15 protein-coding genes are annotated in these 18,779 nt (G+C 62.3%); 7 read left to right on the plus strand and 8 right to left on the minus strand.

The features are described from left to right. Positions 1-10: 10 nt before the first annotated feature. The 4 genes from era to GRAN_RS03810 all read right to left on the minus strand — a co-directional run bounded on the left by era (position 11) and on the right by GRAN_RS03810 (position 4,432). The gene (era, locus tag GRAN_RS03795; protein ID WP_128911657.1) at positions 11-1,111 is read right to left on the minus strand and encodes a GTPase Era; all 1,101 of its coding nucleotides are present in this window, start codon (positions 1,109-1,111) and stop codon (positions 11-13) included. Positions 1,112-1,161: 50 nt separating this feature from the next. After that, positions 1,162-2,595 carry a hemolysin family protein gene (locus GRAN_RS03800; protein ID WP_241654323.1) on the minus strand — a complete coding sequence of 478 codons (1,434 nt, stop codon included), beginning with the start codon at positions 2,593-2,595 and terminating at the stop codon, positions 1,162-1,164. Further along, positions 2,592-3,200 carry an rRNA maturation RNase YbeY gene (gene ybeY, locus GRAN_RS03805; RefSeq protein ID WP_128911658.1) on the minus strand — a complete coding sequence of 203 codons (609 nt, stop codon included), beginning with the start codon at positions 3,198-3,200 and terminating at the stop codon, positions 2,592-2,594. The genes GRAN_RS03800 and ybeY overlap by 4 nt, the downstream gene beginning before the upstream one ends. 197 nt (positions 3,201-3,397) lie before the next feature. Then, complete coding sequence (locus GRAN_RS03810; RefSeq protein ID WP_128911659.1) at positions 3,398-4,432, minus strand: PhoH family protein; 1,035 nt, start codon at positions 4,430-4,432, stop codon at positions 3,398-3,400. 684 nt (positions 4,433-5,116) lie between these two features. On the opposite strand from GRAN_RS03810, the gene GRAN_RS03815 reads away from it, so the two are divergent. Next, positions 5,117-6,352 (plus strand): S41 family peptidase, encoded by a 1,236-nt coding sequence (locus GRAN_RS03815; RefSeq protein ID WP_128911660.1) that lies wholly within the window; start codon positions 5,117-5,119, stop codon positions 6,350-6,352. A gap of 102 nt (positions 6,353-6,454) precedes the next feature. After that, a complete protein-coding gene (locus GRAN_RS03820; RefSeq protein ID WP_421800755.1) occupies positions 6,455-9,046 on the plus strand; it encodes a penicillin-binding protein 1A in 2,592 nt (863 codons plus the stop codon). On the opposite strand, the gene ribF is transcribed toward GRAN_RS03820, so the two are convergent. The 4 genes from ribF to ygfZ are packed head-to-tail and all read right to left on the minus strand — an operon-like array spanning position 8,973 to position 12,481. After that, entirely contained in the window at positions 8,973-9,962 is a 990-nt protein-coding gene (ribF, locus tag GRAN_RS03825; RefSeq protein ID WP_128911662.1) for a bifunctional riboflavin kinase/FMN adenylyltransferase, read from the minus strand. The genes GRAN_RS03820 and ribF overlap by 74 nt on opposite strands. Beyond that, on the minus strand, positions 9,959-10,708 hold the full coding sequence (locus tag GRAN_RS03830; protein WP_128912949.1) for an MBL fold metallo-hydrolase: 750 nt from the start codon (positions 10,706-10,708) through the stop codon (positions 9,959-9,961). Before GRAN_RS03830 ends, ribF begins: the two co-directional genes overlap by 4 nt. Positions 10,709-10,763: 55 nt before the next feature. Then, complete coding sequence (locus GRAN_RS03835; RefSeq protein ID WP_128911663.1) at positions 10,764-11,405, minus strand: DUF1844 domain-containing protein; 642 nt, start codon at positions 11,403-11,405, stop codon at positions 10,764-10,766. Positions 11,406-11,458: 53 nt separating this feature from the next. Further along, complete coding sequence (gene ygfZ, locus GRAN_RS03840; RefSeq protein WP_128911664.1) at positions 11,459-12,481, minus strand: CAF17-like 4Fe-4S cluster assembly/insertion protein YgfZ; 1,023 nt, start codon at positions 12,479-12,481, stop codon at positions 11,459-11,461. 62 nt (positions 12,482-12,543) lie between these two features. Here ygfZ and GRAN_RS03845 point away from each other — a divergent pair, with 62 nt between their 5' ends. The 5 genes from GRAN_RS03845 (at position 12,544) to GRAN_RS03865 (ending at position 18,751) form a co-directional block, all read left to right on the plus strand. Continuing rightward, a complete protein-coding gene (locus GRAN_RS03845) occupies positions 12,544-14,097 on the plus strand; it encodes a hypothetical protein (RefSeq protein ID WP_241654324.1) in 1,554 nt (517 codons plus the stop codon). Between the two features lie 110 nt (positions 14,098-14,207). Next, positions 14,208-15,071, plus strand: a complete 864-nt coding sequence (gene mtnP / locus GRAN_RS03850) for an S-methyl-5'-thioadenosine phosphorylase (protein WP_128911665.1) — start codon at positions 14,208-14,210, stop codon at positions 15,069-15,071. A 116-nt stretch (positions 15,072-15,187) separates the two neighbouring features. After that, complete coding sequence (locus GRAN_RS03855) at positions 15,188-16,132, plus strand: PfkB family carbohydrate kinase (protein ID WP_128911666.1); 945 nt, start codon at positions 15,188-15,190, stop codon at positions 16,130-16,132. A 99-nt stretch (positions 16,133-16,231) separates the two neighbouring features. Then, a complete protein-coding gene (locus tag GRAN_RS03860; RefSeq protein ID WP_128911667.1) occupies positions 16,232-18,019 on the plus strand; it encodes a glycosyltransferase family 39 protein in 1,788 nt (595 codons plus the stop codon). 27 nt (positions 18,020-18,046) lie between these two features. Beyond that, positions 18,047-18,751, plus strand: a complete 705-nt coding sequence (locus tag GRAN_RS03865) for an MgtC/SapB family protein (protein WP_128911668.1) — start codon at positions 18,047-18,049, stop codon at positions 18,749-18,751. The last annotated feature ends 28 nt before the right edge of the window (positions 18,752-18,779 follow it).

Genomic DNA, 18,779 nt, shown 5'->3' on the forward strand with positions numbered 1-18,779 from the left:
AACTCCCGAGTTACTTCAGATCGCCGGTTTCGGCCTCTGCAGCCTGCTTTGCCGCAATCTGTTCCAACTCTCGGCGCCAATCCAGGTCCTCAATGAATCCCGGCTTGCTGCGCCATTCCTCCTGCACCTTCACGAAAAGCTCCAGGAAGACCCGTGTCCCCAGCAGCGACTCAATGTCCTTCCGTGCCGCCGTTCCGATCTCCTTCAGCATCGCGCCCTGTTTGCCGATCAAGATAGCCTTTTGTCCCGTTCGTTCGCAAAAAATCGCCGCCGCAATCTTCGTCAGCGGAAGCTTGGCTCCCTTCGGCCTCTTCGCATCCGGCCGTTCTGTCGGCTCTTCGTATTTTTCGATCACGACTGCAGTGGCATACGGAACCTCTTCGCCGGTCAATAGCAGGATTTTCTCCCGAATCAACTCCGCCACCAGAAACCTTTCCGGCTGGTCGGTCAATTGGTGCTTGGGAAAGTATCTCTGTCCTTCGGGCAAGAGCCCTACAACTTTATCCAGCAGGAGATCAAGATTGATCTTCTTCCGGGCCGAAATGGGAATCACTTCGGCGAACGGATACAGCCCCGACCAGTGCGCAATCAGAGGCATAATCTCTGCGGGGGAGATCGCATCGATCTTGTTCAGCAGAAGCACCACAGGACATCCGCCCTCCGTCTGCTTCAGCCTCTGGATCAGTTGCAGCGCGAAATCGTCCTCCGCCTTCGAGAGCGCCATGCGCCCCGTCGTCTTGATCTTCCCGTCAGCCCGTGTATTCTCCGGCTCCGTCTTCGGCAGACGATGCGTCACATCGACGATAAAAAGTACCAGGTCCCGCGACTCCAGCGCATCATGCACCTCCTGCATCATCCGCTTATCAAGGTGCGTGTCCGGCTTATGAATCCCTGGAGTATCGACGAGCACAACCTGCGCCGCCGGATGCCCCGGTTCGCTACTCGTCTTTTTTTTCAGCGGAATCTCGACGACTCCCTGGATCCGCGTCCGCGTCGTCTGCGGCTTGTGCGTCACAATCGCCAGCTTCTGTCCAAGCAGCGCGTTCAACAGCGTGGACTTGCCCGCATTGGGCCGGCCGACAATCGATACGAATCCGGAGCGAAAAGACATTCTTTCTATTATGCGTTACGCACGTTGAGTGCCGAACGACGATCTCGCGCCTACACCCGCGCTCCGTCCCCGTCCGGCGCGCCACCAGCCAGGCTCACCCGGATCCGGTCGATCCGTCTGTCCGTCGAAGCCAGCACCTCCAGCCTCAACCCGTCCTCCTCCACCACCTCACCCGGCAGGGGAATATGTCCCGCGATCTCCGACACCAGCCCACCCAGTGTCGTCGACTCATAGTCCTGCGAAAGTCTCAACGCCGGAGCCTCGTCTTCTTCCTCACTCTCGTCATCCGCCAGAAACTCATCATCTTCCGGCTCGTGAGGCTCCCCATCCTCCGCCGTACGCGAAGCGTCCTTCTGTTCCCTCTGATCCTTATGTTCCTTCGGCTCCTCAAACAGCTCCCTTAGCCGCGACACCTCGAAGCTCCCCGAGACCACATACGTCCCATCCTCCTCCCGAACGGGCTCATCATCCGCCTCCCCTTCGTCATGCTCATCCGAGATGCTCCCGACGATCGCCTCCAACAGATCCTCGATCGTCACCAACCCCGCCACCCCGCCATACTCATCGATCACGATTCGCATGTGCTGCTTCTCGCGCTGCATCTCCTTCAGAAGCTCCGCCACCTTCTTCGTCTCCGGTACAAATGCCGCCGGCCTCTGCAACTGAGCCACCGTCCGCTTTCCCGCGTCCGTATCCAGAATCTGCAGCAGGTCATGGGCAAAGACGATCCCCGTAATCTGGTCGAGCGTTCCTGAAAATACCGGCACCCGTGAGAACACGTGCTCCTCGATCTGCGCCGTGAACTCCTCGAGCGTCAGACTCCCCGGCACAGCGAACATCTGCGGCCGAGGCGTCATCACCTCGCGCACCACCTTATCGCCAAACTCCACCACCGACCGCACCAGTTCCCGATCCGACTCCTCGAAGATTCCCTCTTCCTCGCCCGCCTCCAGCAACGCCTCCATCGCCTCCGAGGGATGCTCGGGCTCTTCCGAGGTCTCCGGGTTCGCCAGCGAAGCGATCGAAAGCAGAAGACTCAACGCCAGCGTCACCGGAGAGATGAGGTACAGCAACCCCCGTATCGGCCACGTCAGCTTCGCCGCCCACAAGCCCCGGGTTCGTGTAAACAGAAGCTGCGGAATCAGACGATCGAAGAGCATCGTCAGAAGCACAACCTCGAACACCGTCCGAGCCACGTCCGGCCAATGTGGGAGCTCTCCGAACTGCGTCGTAGGTGCAAGCCGCAGACCAAGCGTCAGCGCGATTCCCCCAAGCGAAAGCTGCCGTAGCACCGAGCCCGAAAGCGCGATCGACTCCCGACCCAGCCGCAACCGAGGCTCAACCACTTCCTCCCACGAATCGATGTTGTCCTGATACTCCCGCGCCAGGAACTTCCCCATCTCCGAGTAGATCCGGTCTATATAAGAAGCCACCGCCAGCACAAGCAGAAGCGCAACAAGCACAATCGCGTAAGAAAGCGTCACTTGCCCACCTTCTTCTGAGCAGCTTTCTTTCCCGCACGAGCTTCCACCTTTGCCTTTGTGGTTGCCTCTTTGGTTATCACTCCCGAAGGGGCGCGTTTTCTGTTGCCCTTGCCTTTGCCAGTTGCCCTCCCCTTACCCCCCACCATCACCCGCTCAATCAAACTCACTGGCAGCCTCAAAGCCACCCGTAACTCGCCCTCCCGGACCGCCATCTCCCCGTCATCCGTCTCATGATCCATCCCCGACAGATGCAGCAGCCCATGCACGAGCAGAATCCTCACTTCATCCCGCAGCGCGTGCTCGAACAGATCCGCCTGGCGCCCCGCTGTCTCGAGCGAGATCGCGATATCCCCGGCAAACGCCGCATCCCCACCCTCATCGACGGTAGAAGACGGAAAACTGAGTACATCGGTAGACTTGTTTTTCCCCCGGAAATCCCGATTGAGCCGCTTGAGCGTAGCGTCGTCTGCCAGCAGCACATCAACAACACCCACCACACCCACCGCCGCCTGCGCCCGGTTGAGAAAGCGCGTCAGCCCAGACTTCGATAGCACCGGCGCCCCATCCGGGCCGGGCCAACTACTTGGAGGTTCGATGTTGATCATCGGAGCCTTGCATCCCTCACCATCACCACCTGAAAGTACCCTCTTATGAGCACGAATGCCGTGTGCCCCATCTTCGCGACAGTCGCATCGTCGCTAAGGTGGGAGACCCAAACTGCCCGGCCCGCATTCAACCCACAAAAAACAAAGACAGAGGGCCAGGACCGCGCCCTCTGTCATGCTATCTCACCCGATAGGAACTACTGCGGCTTCTGCAAAGGCTTCGGAACCGAAACCTGCCGAATCCCTGCATCCACCAGCCCCGGATCTCCAAGCGGGATCTGCTCCGCCCGTCCATAGCTGTCGTACGCCCGCACGATCCGCTGCACCAGCGAATGCCGGACCACGTCAACATCCTCGAAGTGGCAGAACCGGATGCCCTCAACGCCATCCAGCACCCGCAGCGCCTCCCGCAACCCAGACTTGTTCGGATTCGGCAAATCGCACTGCGTCAGATCGCCCGTGATCACCGCCTTCGAGTTCGTCCCCAGCCGCGTCACGAACATCTTCATCTGCTCGTTCGTCGTATTCTGCGCCTCATCCATGATGATGAACGCATCAGACAGCGTCCGCCCGCGCATGAACGCCAGCGGAGCTACCTCGATCACATTTCGTTCGAGCAGTTTGTCCACGCGCTCCTGGTCGAGCAGGTCATAAAGCGCGTCATACAGCGGCCTTAGATAAGGATCGACCTTCTCCTGCAGCGACCCCGGCAGGAACCCCAACCGCTCGCCCGCCTCAACGGCCGGCCGGACAAGAATAATGCGGCTGAACTTCTTCGCCATCAGCCCCGCCACAGCCATCGCGACCGCGAGATACGTCTTTCCCGTTCCCGCCGGCCCAAGCCCGAACACCATATCGTTCTGCTCGATCGCCTCGACATACTTCCTCTGGTTCGGCGACCGCGGCTGCACCGTTCGCTTCACTCCGACCGATCGTTGTTTCCCGCTATCCGCCAGCCCTCGCAACGTCGTAGCCGGATCCGCCACGACGAGCTTCAACATCCCATGAAGCTCCCCGTTCTGCAGCGAAACCCCGGCCTTTCGAAGTCCGTCGAAGTCGTAGAACACTCGTTCCAGGCGTGCAATCGCTTCGACCGTTCCTTCAACCAGCAGACCGTCGGAGCGCAGATCGATGGTGACATGGAGACCGTCTTCAAGGAGACGGAGATTCTCATCGCGCGTACCGAAGAGAGGCTCAATACCGGGAGGGATGGGGAGCAGTTTTTTGATCAAGCCTGGGCTGACCTCCGTCAGGGATTGCAAGGTTGGGCCGCTCCGAAAGCACGGGAGCCAGCTTTATAGACAAGCGCGAGCGCCCTCCGGAGGGCAGACGCCATCCGTGGAACTCGGCAATGGTGGGGCCGTTTCTCCCCAGAGAATTAGATTCAGGCTCAGGGCTCTCGGATCCATTGGACCCGACCCGGAGGTTCGTCGGGACACCCACGTCGTCTCGCCAGGATGGCGTCGCGTTGCGTGTCGGGATGGCGTAGAGTGCCGTCAATGTGCGAACGATGGGCATAGGCTAGCCCCGGCACTCACCCCCGTCAAGCGAATTTCCCGCGGTCCGGTGCAAATCAGGTCCCAAATTTGTGCTATTTCCAACCTACCTACGGGTTAGGTAAAAGGACCATGATTGCCGTGTAAACCAGTCAATACACCGAACAAAGCCGCGCTGCTTGACATCGCACCATTGCAGACTACCTCTAAAATCGGACACCAGCTCCAACGGAAAATCCGAAGTCCAGAACTAAAGTCTCTGAATCGAAGACTTTAGACTAAAATGCCGTGGGTGGGGGTACCTCACTGAAGCATCACGCCAACGGCTCCTCAAACCGGAGTATCATTCCGCTATCGGGCTCAGCCTCCGCGCGTCTAACAGAAACGTGCGGAATCGTACCCGCGGAGACACCCTCGCTTATGCCCAAGAGTTCGAAGATCCTCCTCCTCGCCGTCTCGGCCGCCCTCGTCCTCACCATCTTTCTGGGCGTGAACTCCTCCGGCGTCTCCGCTGCGACGACCCCGCAAGACGGCGCTTACCGCCAGATCAACGTCTACAGCGAAGTCCTCCGCCACATCCAGTCCGACTACGTCACCGACCCCAACATCACTACCGTCACCAATGGAGCCCTCCGCGGCCTGCTCGAGTCCCTCGACTCCGACTCCAGCTACCTCACTCCCGAGGACTACAAGATCTACAAGGCAGGCCAAACCGGCAAGGCGCAGGTCGGCATCAACGTCGCCAAGCGCTACGGCTACGCCACCGTCATCTCGGTCGTCCCCGGCAGCCCCGCCGACAAGGCCAGTCTCGCCGACGGTGACATTCTCGAGGCGATCGGCACCCAGGACACCCGCGATGTCTCCCTCGCCATGATCCAGATGCTCCTGGAAGGCACCCCCGGCTCCGAACTCTCCGTCTCCGTCGTTCGCCCCCGCCGCTCCACGCCCGAAAAGCTCACCATGTCCCGCGCTATCATCTCTCTGCCCCCGGTGGCCGAGACGATGTACGAGAACTCCAGCATCCTCTATCTCAAGCCAGGAATCCTCGATCACGATCACGTCCAGCAGATCGAAACCAAGCTCAAGGCGATGCCCAAGGCCGGCAACAAGAAAGTCCTCCTCGACCTCCGCGACGTGGCCGCCGGCGATATGACCGAGGCCACCCGCCTCGCCAACTTCTTCCTCCGCACCGGCACCATCGCCACCCTCGAAGGCCAGAAGATGCCGAAGCAGACCATCACCGCCGACTCCGGCAAGGCCCTCAACTCCACCGCACCCGTCGCCATCCTGGTCAACCACGGCACCGCCGGCCCGGCCGAACTCGTAGCCGCCGCCCTCCTCGACAACAAGCGCGCCGAGCTCGTCGGAGAAAAGACCTTCGGCGAAGGCGCCCAGCAGAAGACCTTCGAGCTGCCCGACGGAGCCGCCCTCATCCTTTCCGTCGCCAAGTACCAGACCCCCTCCGGCAAGAAGATCGAGGACGAGGGCATCACCCCTGGCATTCAGGTCGCGTCCGCAGCCGACGAGGCCCCCGTCACCGACGACGACAGCGACGGAGCACCCTCCGCCGCCACTCCATCGCCTGCCAAATCCAGCGTTCAAGTCGACGAGCAGCTCACCAAGGCTATCGACCTCCTGAAGGCAAAAGCCGCCTGATTGGAGACTATTTCGGGTCATCGAGCGATGGCCCGAAATAGTCCTGAAGTGGTATCCGGCGGCCCCTTTCCGGATACCCAGCCGTGCTATCGTGAAGGGGCCGTGCAGACCCTTTTCCCAACTGAGCCCGAGACACCGGAGACCAGGGAAGATCCTGGCACCGCACCTCCCGAGCCAAGACCCGGCCCGGGCCCCCGGCACTACCTGCGCCGTTTCCTCGAGTTCTTCTCGCTGCACGGACCGCAATTCCGCAGCCGCCGCATCGCCCGCCGCGCCGGCTTCCTCGCTCTCCTTGGTCTATCTGCGATGGTCGGCGTCATGCTTGGCCTCTCCGTCGTCTACTCCGTCGATCTACCCCAGATGGACGACCTTGCCCGCTACCACCCCAACACCACCACCGAGCTCCTCGATATCCACGGCAAGGTCTTCGGCTCCTTCGCTCTTGAGCGTCGCGTCGTCGTACCTTACAGCGACTTTCCCAAACAATTCCGCGACGCTGTCATCTCCATCGAAGACAAAGGCTTCGAGCGCAATTGGGGCGTCAACCTCGTTCGCGCCGTCGAAGCCGCATACAAGGACATCCACACCAAGGGCCGTGCCCAGGGTGCCTCCACCATCACGATGCAACTCGCCCGCAACCTCTTCCTCTCCGCGGAGAAGACCTACGGACGCAAGCTGCAGGAGATCTTCCTCTCGGTGCAGATCGAGCGACGCTTCACCAAGCAGCAGATCTTCGCCCTCTACGCCAACCAGATCTACCTCGGCCACGGCACCTATGGATTCGAGGCCGCCGCCGAGTTCTACTTCTCGAAACATATCCGTGACCTCAACCTTCAGGAGTCTGCCCTCTTGGCCGCCCTCCCCAAGGGTCCCGAGTACTACTCCCCCCTCCGCAGCCCCGAGCGCGCCATGCGCCGCCGCAATCTCGTCCTGAACGAGATGCTCGAGGACGGCAAGATCACTCTCTTCGAGGCCAACTCCGCCAAAGCCGCCCCTCTCGGCCTCCACATCGAGACCCCCGCCAACACCGTCGCCCCCTACTTTGTCGAGGAAGTGCGGCGCCAGCTCGAAAAGGAATACGGAGCCGACCTCGTCCACGGAGCAGGCCTCCGTGTCTACACCACCCTCGATCTTGACCTCCAGACCGTCGCCAACAATGCCATTCTCGGAGGCACCGCGGCCTACGAGCGTCGCCACGGCTGGAAGAGTCGCCTCCAGAACATCGTCCTCTCCGGCGTCGACATGCGCACCTACCGCCATCCGGATTGGAATCAGGCACCCGAACCCGGGGCCTACTCCCACGCCCTTGTCGTCGAGGTCACACCAAAACGCGTCACGCTCAAGCTCGGCCCGAAGCCCGCCGTTCTCACCCCTGAGGACTGGACCTGGACCCAGTACAAGACCGCCGACGAGTTCCTCCGCACCGGAGACATCGCCTACGTCCGCGTCGAAGGCACACTTCCCGACGGCAACATCCATGTCTCCCTCCAGCAGGACACCGGAGCCCAGGCGGCCATGATGGCCATGGACAACTCCAACGGAGAAGTCCTCGCCATGGTCGGCGGACGCGACTTCGCCCTCTCGCAATTCAACCGGGCAACCCAGGCCCAGCGCCAGGTCGGATCGTCCTTCAAGCCCTACGTCTATACCGCCGCCGTCGAAGCCGGGGCCAAGCCCACCGACACCATTGTCGACGCCCCCGTCTCCTTTCCCACTCCCAACGGCCCCTACACTCCCCACAACTACGAGCCCGACTACAAAGGCACCATGAGCCTGCTCGCCGCCTTTGAAGAGTCCCGCAACATCCCTGCCCTAAAGCTCGCCGCCCGCGTAGGCATCACGAAGGTCATCGAAGTCGCTCACCGCTTCGGCATTACGAGCAACATCCCTGCCTTCCTACCGATCGCCATCGGCTCAGCCGACATCACCCTCGCCGAGCAGGTGGGAGCCTACTCCGTCTTCCCCAACGACGGTATCCGCATCGAGCCTCACTACATCCGCAAGGTCGTCCAGGCCGACGGACAGCCGCTAGGCGACAAGCTCCCCGAGGTCCGCGAGGTCATCGCCGTCGATACCGCCCGCACCATGATGACCTTCCTCCAGGGAGTCGTCCAACACGGAACCGCCGCCGTCGCCTCCTCCCTCAAGCACCCTCTCGGAGGCAAGACTGGCACGACGAACGACTACACCGACGCTTGGTTCATCGGCTTCTCCCCGTCCGTCACCTGCGGAACCTGGATCGGCTTTGACGACCGCCAATCCCTCGGCGAAAAGGAAACCGGCGCCAAAGCCGCCCTCCCCATGTGGATGGAGTTCATGAAGGCTGCTATCGCGGACAAGCCAAACGAGTACTTCCCGACCGCCAATGCCCCGAAGAAACAGCTCGACGTGCCCCTGACCCCTGCTAACGCCGAGCCCACCCCACCGGCAAAGCCTAAGGCCTCCGATGACTCCGATGCCGACGCGGACCCTGATCCAACAGACAGCGACGCCCCCAAGCCCGCTCCCAAAGCCGCTCCCGCCCAGGCCACTCCACCCTCGAGCCTGACGCAGGATGCTCCCGCAACCCCTGACAGCACACCAAGAGCCCCCGTCCCAATCGTCCGTCAGGCTCCCCGCGCTACGACCCCTGCAAGACCCGCGCCGGCTCCCGTCGTCCGGCGCCCCGCTTCGCCGCCAACCGGTACAAATTGAAGAACCGCTGCGCCCGCCCCACGTCTATCCCGATCTGCGCCTTGAGCGCCTCGGGCGTAGGCCACTTCTTCTCCCCACGCAGCCTCTTATGAAACTCCAGCGTCAACGGCGTCGCCTCATTCAGCTCGATCGGATGAAAGTTCAGCAGGTACGACTCGACTGTGAATGAGTCTTCCCCAAACGTAGGCCGATTCCCTACATTCGTCACGGCCTCAAACGCCTTACCGGCAACCGTCATGGTCGTTACGTAAACGCCGTTGGCCGGCAGAAGTTCGCCATATGGCGCCAGATTGATCGTGGGCACCGTATACCGCGTCCCGTAACCGCGCCCCGAGGCCGGCGTCGACTCCACCGCGAACGCCCGCCCCAGCAGAGCCCGTGCCTGGTTCATCTCCCCTGCCCCCACCAGCCCCCTCACCCTGCTCGAAGAAACCGGAGACCCGCGCAGACTCCGCGGAGCGTACGCCCTCACCCCAAACCCAAGCTCCCGCCCAATCTGCTCCAGCCCGTCGATTCCTGCCTCGGCCTGGTAGCCAAACCGGAAGTTCTCTCCCTCGTGCACCTCGACGACGCCTGCCGCCTCGACCAGCACAACCCGCGCAAACTCCCGCGCCGACATACGCGAAAGCTCATGTGTGAACGGGATCACCACCGCCGCATCCACGCCCGTCTCGGCAATCAGTTCCAGCTTCCGCTCGAGTGGCGTGATCATCGGAAACCACTTCTCTGGCCTCAGCACCCGCACCGGATGAGGGTCGAACGTAATCGCCAGCGATGCCGCACCCAGCTCCCGCGCCCGTCCGATCACCTCTTCGATCACCCACTGGTGCCCGCGATGCACGCCATCGAAGTTCCCGATCGTCGCCACCACCGGTCCACCCCGAGGCAACTCGCCAATTCCCCGATAGACCTTCATGCCTGTATCTCGAAGTCCAGCTTCAACCCGTCGTAGGCCAGCCGTATATGCGGAGGAAGCTCAGCCTCCGTCGCCTCATGGTCGAGATCATGCCCGATGTGCGTAAAATAAGCCCGCTTCGGCTTCAGCTTCTCCACAAACCCCACCGACTTCGCTAGGTGCGAGTGGCTCGGATGCGGCTCCCGCCTCAAGGTATCGAGGATCAGCACATCGAGCCCTTGCAGCCTCTCCATGCTCTCCTTCGGAATATCGCTCATATCCGTCAGGTAGGCCGCGCTTCCAAACCGGTACCCCGTAATCTCCTGCCGTCCATGCGTCACCGCGATCCGCCGGAAGCAAACCCCAAAGAGCCGCACCCCCGCACCTGGAACCGTATCCAGCCGGTGCAGCTTTACCCGCGCGCTCGTCGGATACCGGTTCTCCGTCCGAAACGTGTACTCGAACACCCGCTCGATCACCTTCGCCGTTGCATCGTCCGCGTACAGCGGCAGGTTCTCTGGATTCCGAAAGCTCAGCGGCCGTAGGTCATCCATCCCGAGAATGTGGTCCGCATGGCTATGCGTGTAAAGCACCGCGTCGAGCCTCGTGATCTTCTCTCGCAGCGCCTGCGCATGAAAGTCCGGCCCTGTATCGATCAGCACCGAGTTCCCCCCGAACTCCACCAATACCGAGGGTCGCGTCCGCCGGTTTCTAGGGTCGCTCGATGTACAAATCGCGCACGTACACCCCAGAGTCGGCACCCCCATCGAGGTGCCGCTCCCCAGGAACGTCAGCGTAGCCTTGACCGGCTCACTCTGTTGCTTATCGGACAATGCTTGGGCGCCCACCCGGTATCTGCCCAAACCCCGGAGCCTGTCCTTGCTGCTGTTGCTGCTTCGCCGCCGCCGAACGCGCCAGCGCCTGCGTAATCTCCAGGAACGCCACCTGAACCTCGAACACAGCCCGATCCAGCAGCGCAGCCTCTTCCACGGATAGGTTCCCCGCCGTCTTCTCCGCCAGCGTCCCCAGCATCTCGATCGACTGCTGCGCGCCCATCAGGTCTACCTGCGGCTGCTGTCCTTCTGGAGTCGCACCGCCAAGCTGCATGATCGCCGTCATATAGATCGACTGCACCAGCCCATCGAAGTTCATCGGCGAAGGATGATTCATCCCCGGGTTCGCCGCCCGGATCGCCGTCGACAGCCGGTCCGCCGTCTGCTCATACGCCATCCGCGCCTGCTCCATCTGCTCGGCCGAAGGAGCCTGCGGCATCGTCGCCCCGTCCTCCATCTCAGGCTCAAGAACTGCCTCGGGAACCGGTGCCGCGCTTACAGCCTCCTCGACCGGGGCAGGACGCTCCCGCTCCTCCTTCTCCGGAGACGGGTCCGCATCGGGCCTCAAATCCCCATCCATCGTGTGTCTGCGTCGATCTGTAATCACAAACGGCTTGCTCTGCTCTGCCATAATCTCGCCCTCTTTCAAAATCTTCAGATGCCGGAAGATCCCTCCGCGGCTCTCTACCCCCGGTAAGGCACTGCCACCGGAACAGCCTTACCGCTCACGGAATCTTTGCTATAGCTGATCTCAGCCCCACGCTCCACGGCCTCGCGCCGCACATACCCAAGCCCAAGCTGGACCGTCGCACCCGCGAGCGGAATCGCCGCTACGCTGGTCAACTCCCCTACAGCCTTCCCATCCGCCTCGAGCACTGCGCCCACCGCCGGCACGTCCCCCGTCAGCACAAAAGCCCCGAACCCCCGATGCACATTCCCTCGCGACCGGATCCGTTCCACAATCTCCTGCCCCAGGTAGCATCCCTTGGCAAAGTGCAGCGCCCGCGTCTGCCCCGTCTCCTGCGGAAGCTCCTTATCCCGAATATCTACCCCATACGCCGGCGTCCCATCCAGAATCCGTAGCCAGTCCACCGCCTCCGCCCCAACCGCTCCGCCGCCAAGCCCCGCAGCCTCGGCGATCAAACCCTCCCGCAGCCGCTCAGCGGTAGCCTCATCCGTCCAAACCTCAAACCGCCCGGCCTCAAAAGAGATCACCTCAACCGAGGCCCCATCCCAATCGACCGAAGCCCGCCGCGCCGGCTTCCCGGCAGCAATTCCAACCTTAGCCAGCAACTCCCCACCCAACGGCCCAACAACCCCCAAGCCAACGCGCTTGACGGACACATCCACCAGCTCCACATCATCCATAATGATGTACCGGTCGAATAGCTCCATCATCGCCGCGACCCGATCCTTCGCCGTTTCCATCCAGATCGAATCCGCGTCCACGAACGCCCAGAGATCGCCCTGAATCCGCCCCTGGGCATTCAGCGCAAAGCTATAGTTTCCCTCACCCGGCTTCAACTCCTGGATCGAGTTCGTGACCATCCCGTTCAGCCAGCGCGTCCGATCCTCGCCCGTCGCTCGGATCCACCCCAACCCATCCAGTTCCGACACCCCAACCGTCTCCAGCAGCCACTGAAGCTGCACCGCGCTTTCACCGGCTCGCAATCCGGCAACATCCTCGATCTGTGCTGAAGCTGTCATGGCAAATGGTCCCGCGACTCAACGTACACTGGTGATTATAGCGATTGGACGGAGGCTTCACGGTGGTATCAGCAGCAGTTCCCGGCACCCAGCCGGAAGAAACCGGGAGCCCATCCCGAATCGTCCTCTACCTCCTCGCAGCCCTCCTCACCGCGACCGCCGCCCACGCCCAGCAGCCCCCGGCGCCCCACAAGGACGGCGCCAAGCCTCAAGCTCCCCTCACCAAGGCGCAGTCCAAGGAACTCCTCGACTCCGTCGACGAGATCCTCAAATTCGTCAGCACCGACACCAAACTACCCATCACCCACCCCGTCAAGCGCAAGCTCGTCTCCCGCGACGAGGTCAACCGCTACCTCCAGAAGAAGTTCGACGAGGACGAGAGCACCAGGCGTCTGCAAAACAGCGAGATCGTCCTCAAGAAGTTCGGCCTCCTCGAACGCGACTTCGACCTCCGCCCCTTCCTCATCAAGCTTCTGACCGAACAGATCGCCGGCTTCTACGACGAAAAAACCAAAACAGTAAACCTCCTCGACTACGTCGTCCCCGAAGAGCAAAAACCCGTCCTCGCCCACGAGCTCACCCACGCCCTCCAGGACATGCGCGTCGACCTGGTCAAATGGTCCGATCTCACCCCGCCCGGCAACCCCCACACCGTGCAGGAAGACAACCACCGCCTTCAGGTCGACGAGTCCGGCTCCGCCCGCGAAGCCGTCACCGAGGGCCAGGCCATGGTCACCTTCCTCGACTACAGCATGCGCGACACCGGCCACACCCTTGCCGACGCCCCCCAGGTCGTCGACAAGCTCAAGGACTCCCTCGGCGACAACAGCGACTCCCCCGTCATGGCCCGCGCCCCGCTTCTTCTCCAGCAAACCTTGATGTTCCCCTACATCGAGGGGTTAGGCTTCGAAGCCGCCCTCCTCGCCAAGGGAGGCCGCGATGCCGCCTTCGCCGGAGCCCTCGCCAATCCACCCACCTCCACTTTCGAGATCATCCATCCCGAGGCCTACCTCAACCACGCACACGTCCCCCAGATGACCCTCCCCGACCTCCGGCCCCTCATGCCGCAGTACAGCTTCTACGACCTCGGCGTCATGGGCGAGCTCGACGTCCGCATCCTCACCGAGCTCTTCGGAGGACACGACATCGCCGCCGCAATCTCACCCGAGTGGGACGGCGGCGTCTACTACGCCGCCCAGCGCACCGCCGCTACCCCAGCCGAGAAGCAGACTCCAGCCTCCGTCGGCCTCATCTATGTCTCCCGCTGGAAGAACGAAGACACAGCCCACTCCTTCCTCCGCATCTACGCCGGCCAACTTGCCCGCAAATACTCCGGCCTGGCCCGCCGCCCCAAGGACGAAACCGATGAGGACGAGCAGGTCTACACCACCACCGAGGGCGACGTCCTCCTCACCAGCAAGGACAACACCGTCTACGCCCTCGAAGGCTTCCCCGTCGCCCAGGCTCGCACCCTCCGCGACGCCATCGACGCTGTCCAAACCACCGGCCCCATCCTGCAAGCCACAACACCCACTGCCGAACTCATCCCCCGCCTAGCCGCTTTGCTCAACTCCGTCATTCCCGAACGTTATACTTCAAGGGGCCTCAACCCTTAGCCTTTGTCTTTCTGGTTGTCATTCCCGAAGGGAATCTGCGTCTTCCGTTGCTGTTGCTTGTCCTCCATCGCACAGCCAACAAACCCACCGCCACGCACCAAGGAGCAAACTTGCACACCGCAGAAATCGGAATCATAGGCGGCAGCGGCCTCTACGCCATGCCCGGCCTCACAGAGATCGAAGAAATCGCCATCGATACCCCCTTCGGGCCCCCATCCGAAACCATAGTCCTCGGCACTCTGGAGGGAAGAAAAGTAGCCTTCCTCGCCCGCCACGGCAAAGGCCACCGTATACTCCCGTCCGAGCTCAACTTCCGCGCCAACATCTACGCGCTCAAGAGCCTCGGCGTCACCAGCATCCTCTCCATCTCCGCCGTAGGCTCGCTCAAGCAGGAGCACAAGCCCACCGACTTCGTCATCCCCGACCAGTTCATCGACCGCACGTTCGCACGAAACGCGACCTTCTTCGGAGAAGGCATCGTAGGCCACGTAGCCTTCGGCGATCCCGTCTGCCCCATCGTCCTCGACACCTTCGTCAAAGCCTGTGAAGAGGTCGGCGTCGTCGGCAAGCGTGGTGGAACCTACGTCTGCATCGAGGGCCCACAGTTCTCCACCCGCGCCGAATCGAACCTCTATCGCTCCTGGGGCTCCGACATCATCGGCATGACCAACCTCCAGGAAGCCAAGCTCGCCCGCGAGGCCGAAATCTCCTACGCCACCTTAGCCATGGTCACCGACTACGACTGCTGGTACGAAGGCCACGACGACGTCACCGTCGAGCAGGTCATCGCCGTCATGCACCAGAACTCCGCCGCCGCCCAGAAGGTCGTCAAAGCCGCCGTCCGCCTCCTGCCCACCGACCTGAGCGCCAGCCCCGCCCAATCCGCCGCGAAATACGCCATCATGACCGACCGCGCCCTCATCCCCGAAGCCACCAGGCAAAAGCTAAAAGTCCTCTTCGGCAAATACCTCTAGTCGTAACCCGCCCAAAAGGCCCCGGGTGCTCCATCCTCACCGACAGCTTCATCGTCGGTGAGGATGGGAACGTAAAACGCCCGCACCGCACTTTTGCTTTTAGAAAAGGAACCTCAATGTCCATCCTCGTAGTAGGCTCCGTAGCCTTCGACACCCTCACCACCCCCTCCGGCAAGCGCGAAAAGATCGTCGGCGGAGCCGCCACCTACTTCTCCCTCGCGGCCAGCTTCTTCACCGGCGTCCGCGTCATCGGAGTAGTAGGCGAGGACTTTACGAAAGAGCACGAGTCCATCCTCACCAACCGCGGCGTCGATACCCAGGGCATCGAGCACGCCCCCGGCCTCACCTTCCACTGGACCGGCTCCTACTCGGGCTCCATGAACGAAGCCAAGACCCTCGGCACCGACCTCAACGTCTTCGCCACCTTCTCCCCGAAGATTCCCGCCGCCTACCAGGACTCCGACTTCCTCTTCCTCGCCAACATCGACCCCGTCCTCCAGCTCGAAGTCCGCAAGAAGATGCCGAACGTCAAGATGGTCTGCGGCGACACCATGAACTACTGGATCGCCGACCACACCGACAACCTCAAGGCGGTCCTCAAGGAGCTCGACGTCCTCCTCATCAACGACGGCGAAGCCCGCATGCTCTCGAACCAATCCAATATCGTCAAAGCCGCCGAAGGCGTCCTCGCGCTCGGCCCCAAATCCCTCGTCATCAAGCACGGCGAGTACGGTGCCACCAGCTTCTTCTCCAACCGCGCCTTCCCGCCCGTCGAAGGCCTTGCCGGCATCACCCCCCGCCCCTTCCGCGCCCCCGCCCTGCCTCTCGCCGAGGTCGTCGACCCCACAGGCGCCGGTGACTCCTTCGCCGGAGGCTTCTACGGCTATCTCGCCTCCCAGCCCGTCTTCTCTCCCGAGGTCTTCCGCACCGCAACCTTCTACGGCGGTGTCATGGGAAGCTTCGCGTGCGAAAAGTTCGGCACCGAGCGCCTCCAGACCCTCACCCGCGAAGAGATCGACGCCCGCTTCGAAACCTTCCGCGAAATCTCCCACCTCTCGTAAATCAAGCAGCAGAGGGATAACAAGTAGGTGCCCCACCTTCGGCACGGCACCATTGTGCCTAAGGTGGGCTGCCACGGCGGCGCGTAAAATCAACCCAGAATGCCCCGCCCCAAACCCACCGCCTCGAAGACCGCCGCCGAAATCCTCGCCCGCCCCTCGCGCCCATCCCGCCGCTACAAGCCAGACCCCTTCCCCGACCTCATCCGCCCCGCCACCCGCGAAGAGACCATGCCCGCCGCCCTGGCCTCGGTCATCCTCTCCTTCGTCGCCCTCATCCTCTGCTACAGCCACGGATACCTCCTCCTCTACGGAGACGCCGTCGCCCACCTCGGTATCGCCCGCCGCATCCTCGACAACCGCAACCCATCCCTCATCCAGCTCGGCGGCGTCTGGCTTCCCCTGCCCCACCTCGTCATGCTGCCGTTCATCCAGAACATCACCTGGTGGCAGAACGGCCTCGCGGGTGCCTGGCCGTCGATGATCTTCTACATCCTCGCCGTCGCCGGCATGTACCGCCTCGCCCGACGCATCCTCGTCCCCCGCTGGGCCTTCGCTGCAACCGCCTTCTTCGCCCTCAATCCCAACCTCCTCTACCTCGCCACCACCGCGATGACCGAGCCGCTGTTTCTCGCCCTGCTCATCTGGCTCACCCTCCTTACCCTCGAGTGCGTCGCCGCCATCCGCACCAGCGATCTCCCCAAAATCCCTTCGAAGCTCATCCTCATCGGCTTCCTCATCCTCGCCGCCGTCTACACCCGCTACGACGGTTGGATCCTCGGCGCGGCCATCTGGCTCATCCTTACCTGGAGCCTCCTCGGCAACCGCGACCTCTTCCGCAAGCTCATTCCGTCCTTCACCATCTTTACCGTCATCACCGTCTTTGGCCCCATAAGCTGGCTAGCCTTCAATCAGCATTACTTCCACGACTACCTCGACTTCATGCGCGGCCCCTACTCCGCCTACGCCATCGACCAGCGCACCAAGCCCCCCGGCTCTCAGCACCATCGCGGCTGGCACAATCCCTTCTGGGCCATCCTCTTCTACACCCGCACCGCCCAGGTCGACTCCACCTTCTGGGAGCTCGGCTTCCTCACCATGGCGTCCGCCCTCACCGGCCTCTGGCTCTTCTGGAAGCAGGTCGCCGCCCATGCCCACGAGTCCGTCCTGTACACCCGCGACGCCGTCGCCAGCATTCCCTACGGCCGCGAAGCCCTCGTCACCCTCCTCCTGTGGCTCCCCGTCCCGTTTTACGTCTATTCCATCTCCTGGGGCTCGGTCCCCATCTTCATCCCCAACCTCTGGCCTCACGCCTTCTACAACTCCCGCTATGGCATGGAGCTTCTCCCCGCCCTAGCCCTCTTCGCCGCCTTCGCCTTCTCCGCCATCGAAACCCGCGTGGCAGCCTCGAAACCCATCCAGGCCCGCCTCATCCAGCCCATCACCCTCCTCCTCATCTGCGTCAACACCGTGGGCATGATCTACGCCATCCCTCTCGTCCTCCGCGAAGCCCAGCACAACTCCCTCACACGCATCCCATTCGAAAAATCTATCGCCGAGCAGCTCGAAGCCTTCCCCAAGGGCGTCCCGATCCTCATGGTCAACTCCGACCACGTAGGCGCTCTCCAGCAGGCCGGAATCCCCCTCAAGCAGACCATCAACGAGAACGACTACGACAGCTTCCAGGCCGCCCTCGCCGCCCCCGCCGAAAAAGCCGCCTACGTCATCTCCATCGGAGACGACTCCGTCTCCAAAGCCGTAGCCGAGCACCCCGAAAACCTCACCGAGCTGGTAGTCCTCTGCACCACCGGCCAGTCCTGTGCCCGCGTCTACAAGTCCGAAGCCTACAAACCGCCCCCACCGAAGAACAACTACGAGCCCCAGCACTAGCCACCTGCTACCATCGCTGAAAAATCCATGCCCATCCACTCCTACTTCCACTTCAGCGAACTCGACCAGATATTCCTTTCCATCGGAACAATCAAGCGTCTCCTAATGGCATGCCTCCTCGGCGGTATCGTCGGCCTAGAGCGCGAATGGCGCCACAAGGCCTCCGGAATCCGCACCAACATGCTCCTCTGCCTCGGCTGCGCCTTCTTCACCCTCCTCTCCGCCGTCCTCGCCGGAGAAGGCAATCCCGACAAGGGCCGCGTCGCCGCCAACATCGTCCAGGGCATCGGCTTCCTCGGCGCCGGCCTCATCCTCCACACTCGCAGCCGCGTCCTCGGTCTCACCAGCGCCGCCACAGTCTTCGTCGTTGCCAGCATCGGCATGGCCTGCGGAGCCGGACTTTACCTCCTCGCCCTCCTCGCCACCATCATCGTTCTCATCTCCCTCACCCTCGTCCGCCTCTTCGAGTCCAAACTCGGCTGGAAGCGCTACCCTCTCCTCTACGAGGTACGCGGCCAGGACCAGAACGAGCTTTACCTCGCACTCCTCGCCGTTCTCGACCGCGCCAACATCCACCTCAACATCCTCGAGCGCGACGTCATCGGCACCCTCGAACGCATGACCTTCCAGGTCGTCGCCACCCAGCACACCCACGCCAGCCTCCTCATCGAACTACGCGCCAGCGAAGCCACCGCCAAGGTGATTACCTTCCGCGACACCGACGACGAATAGCCAAACCGCTCGCCGTAAACTAGATCCA

Source organism: Granulicella sibirica, from assembly GCF_004115155.1.
Taxonomy (GTDB): Bacteria; Acidobacteriota; Terriglobia; order Terriglobales; family Acidobacteriaceae; genus Edaphobacter; species Edaphobacter sibiricus.

Bases quoted from the DNA above. Each gene is read 5' to 3' on its own strand.
- ybeY (WP_128911658.1), bottom strand. From the start codon at position 3,200: ATGATCAACATCGAACCTCCAAGTAGTTGGCCCGGCCCGGATGGGGCG.
- GRAN_RS03835 (WP_128911663.1), bottom strand. From the start codon at position 11,405: ATGGCAGAGCAGAGCAAGCCGTTTGTGATTACAGATCGACGCAGACAC.
- GRAN_RS03815 (WP_128911660.1), top strand. From the start codon at position 5,117: ATGCCCAAGAGTTCGAAGATCCTCCTCCTCGCCGTCTCGGCCGCCCTC.
- era (WP_128911657.1), bottom strand. From the start codon at position 1,111: ATGTCTTTTCGCTCCGGATTCGTATCGATTGTCGGCCGGCCCAATGCG.
- GRAN_RS03865 (WP_128911668.1), top strand. From the start codon at position 18,047: ATGCCCATCCACTCCTACTTCCACTTCAGCGAACTCGACCAGATATTC.
- GRAN_RS03830 (WP_128912949.1), bottom strand. From the start codon at position 10,708: ATGGGGGTGCCGACTCTGGGGTGTACGTGCGCGATTTGTACATCGAGC.
- GRAN_RS03860 (WP_128911667.1), top strand. From the start codon at position 16,232: ATGCCCCGCCCCAAACCCACCGCCTCGAAGACCGCCGCCGAAATCCTC.
- ribF (WP_128911662.1), bottom strand. From the start codon at position 9,962: ATGAAGGTCTATCGGGGAATTGGCGAGTTGCCTCGGGGTGGACCGGTG.
- ygfZ (WP_128911664.1), bottom strand. From the start codon at position 12,481: ATGACAGCTTCAGCACAGATCGAGGATGTTGCCGGATTGCGAGCCGGT.
- GRAN_RS03855 (WP_128911666.1), top strand. From the start codon at position 15,188: ATGTCCATCCTCGTAGTAGGCTCCGTAGCCTTCGACACCCTCACCACC.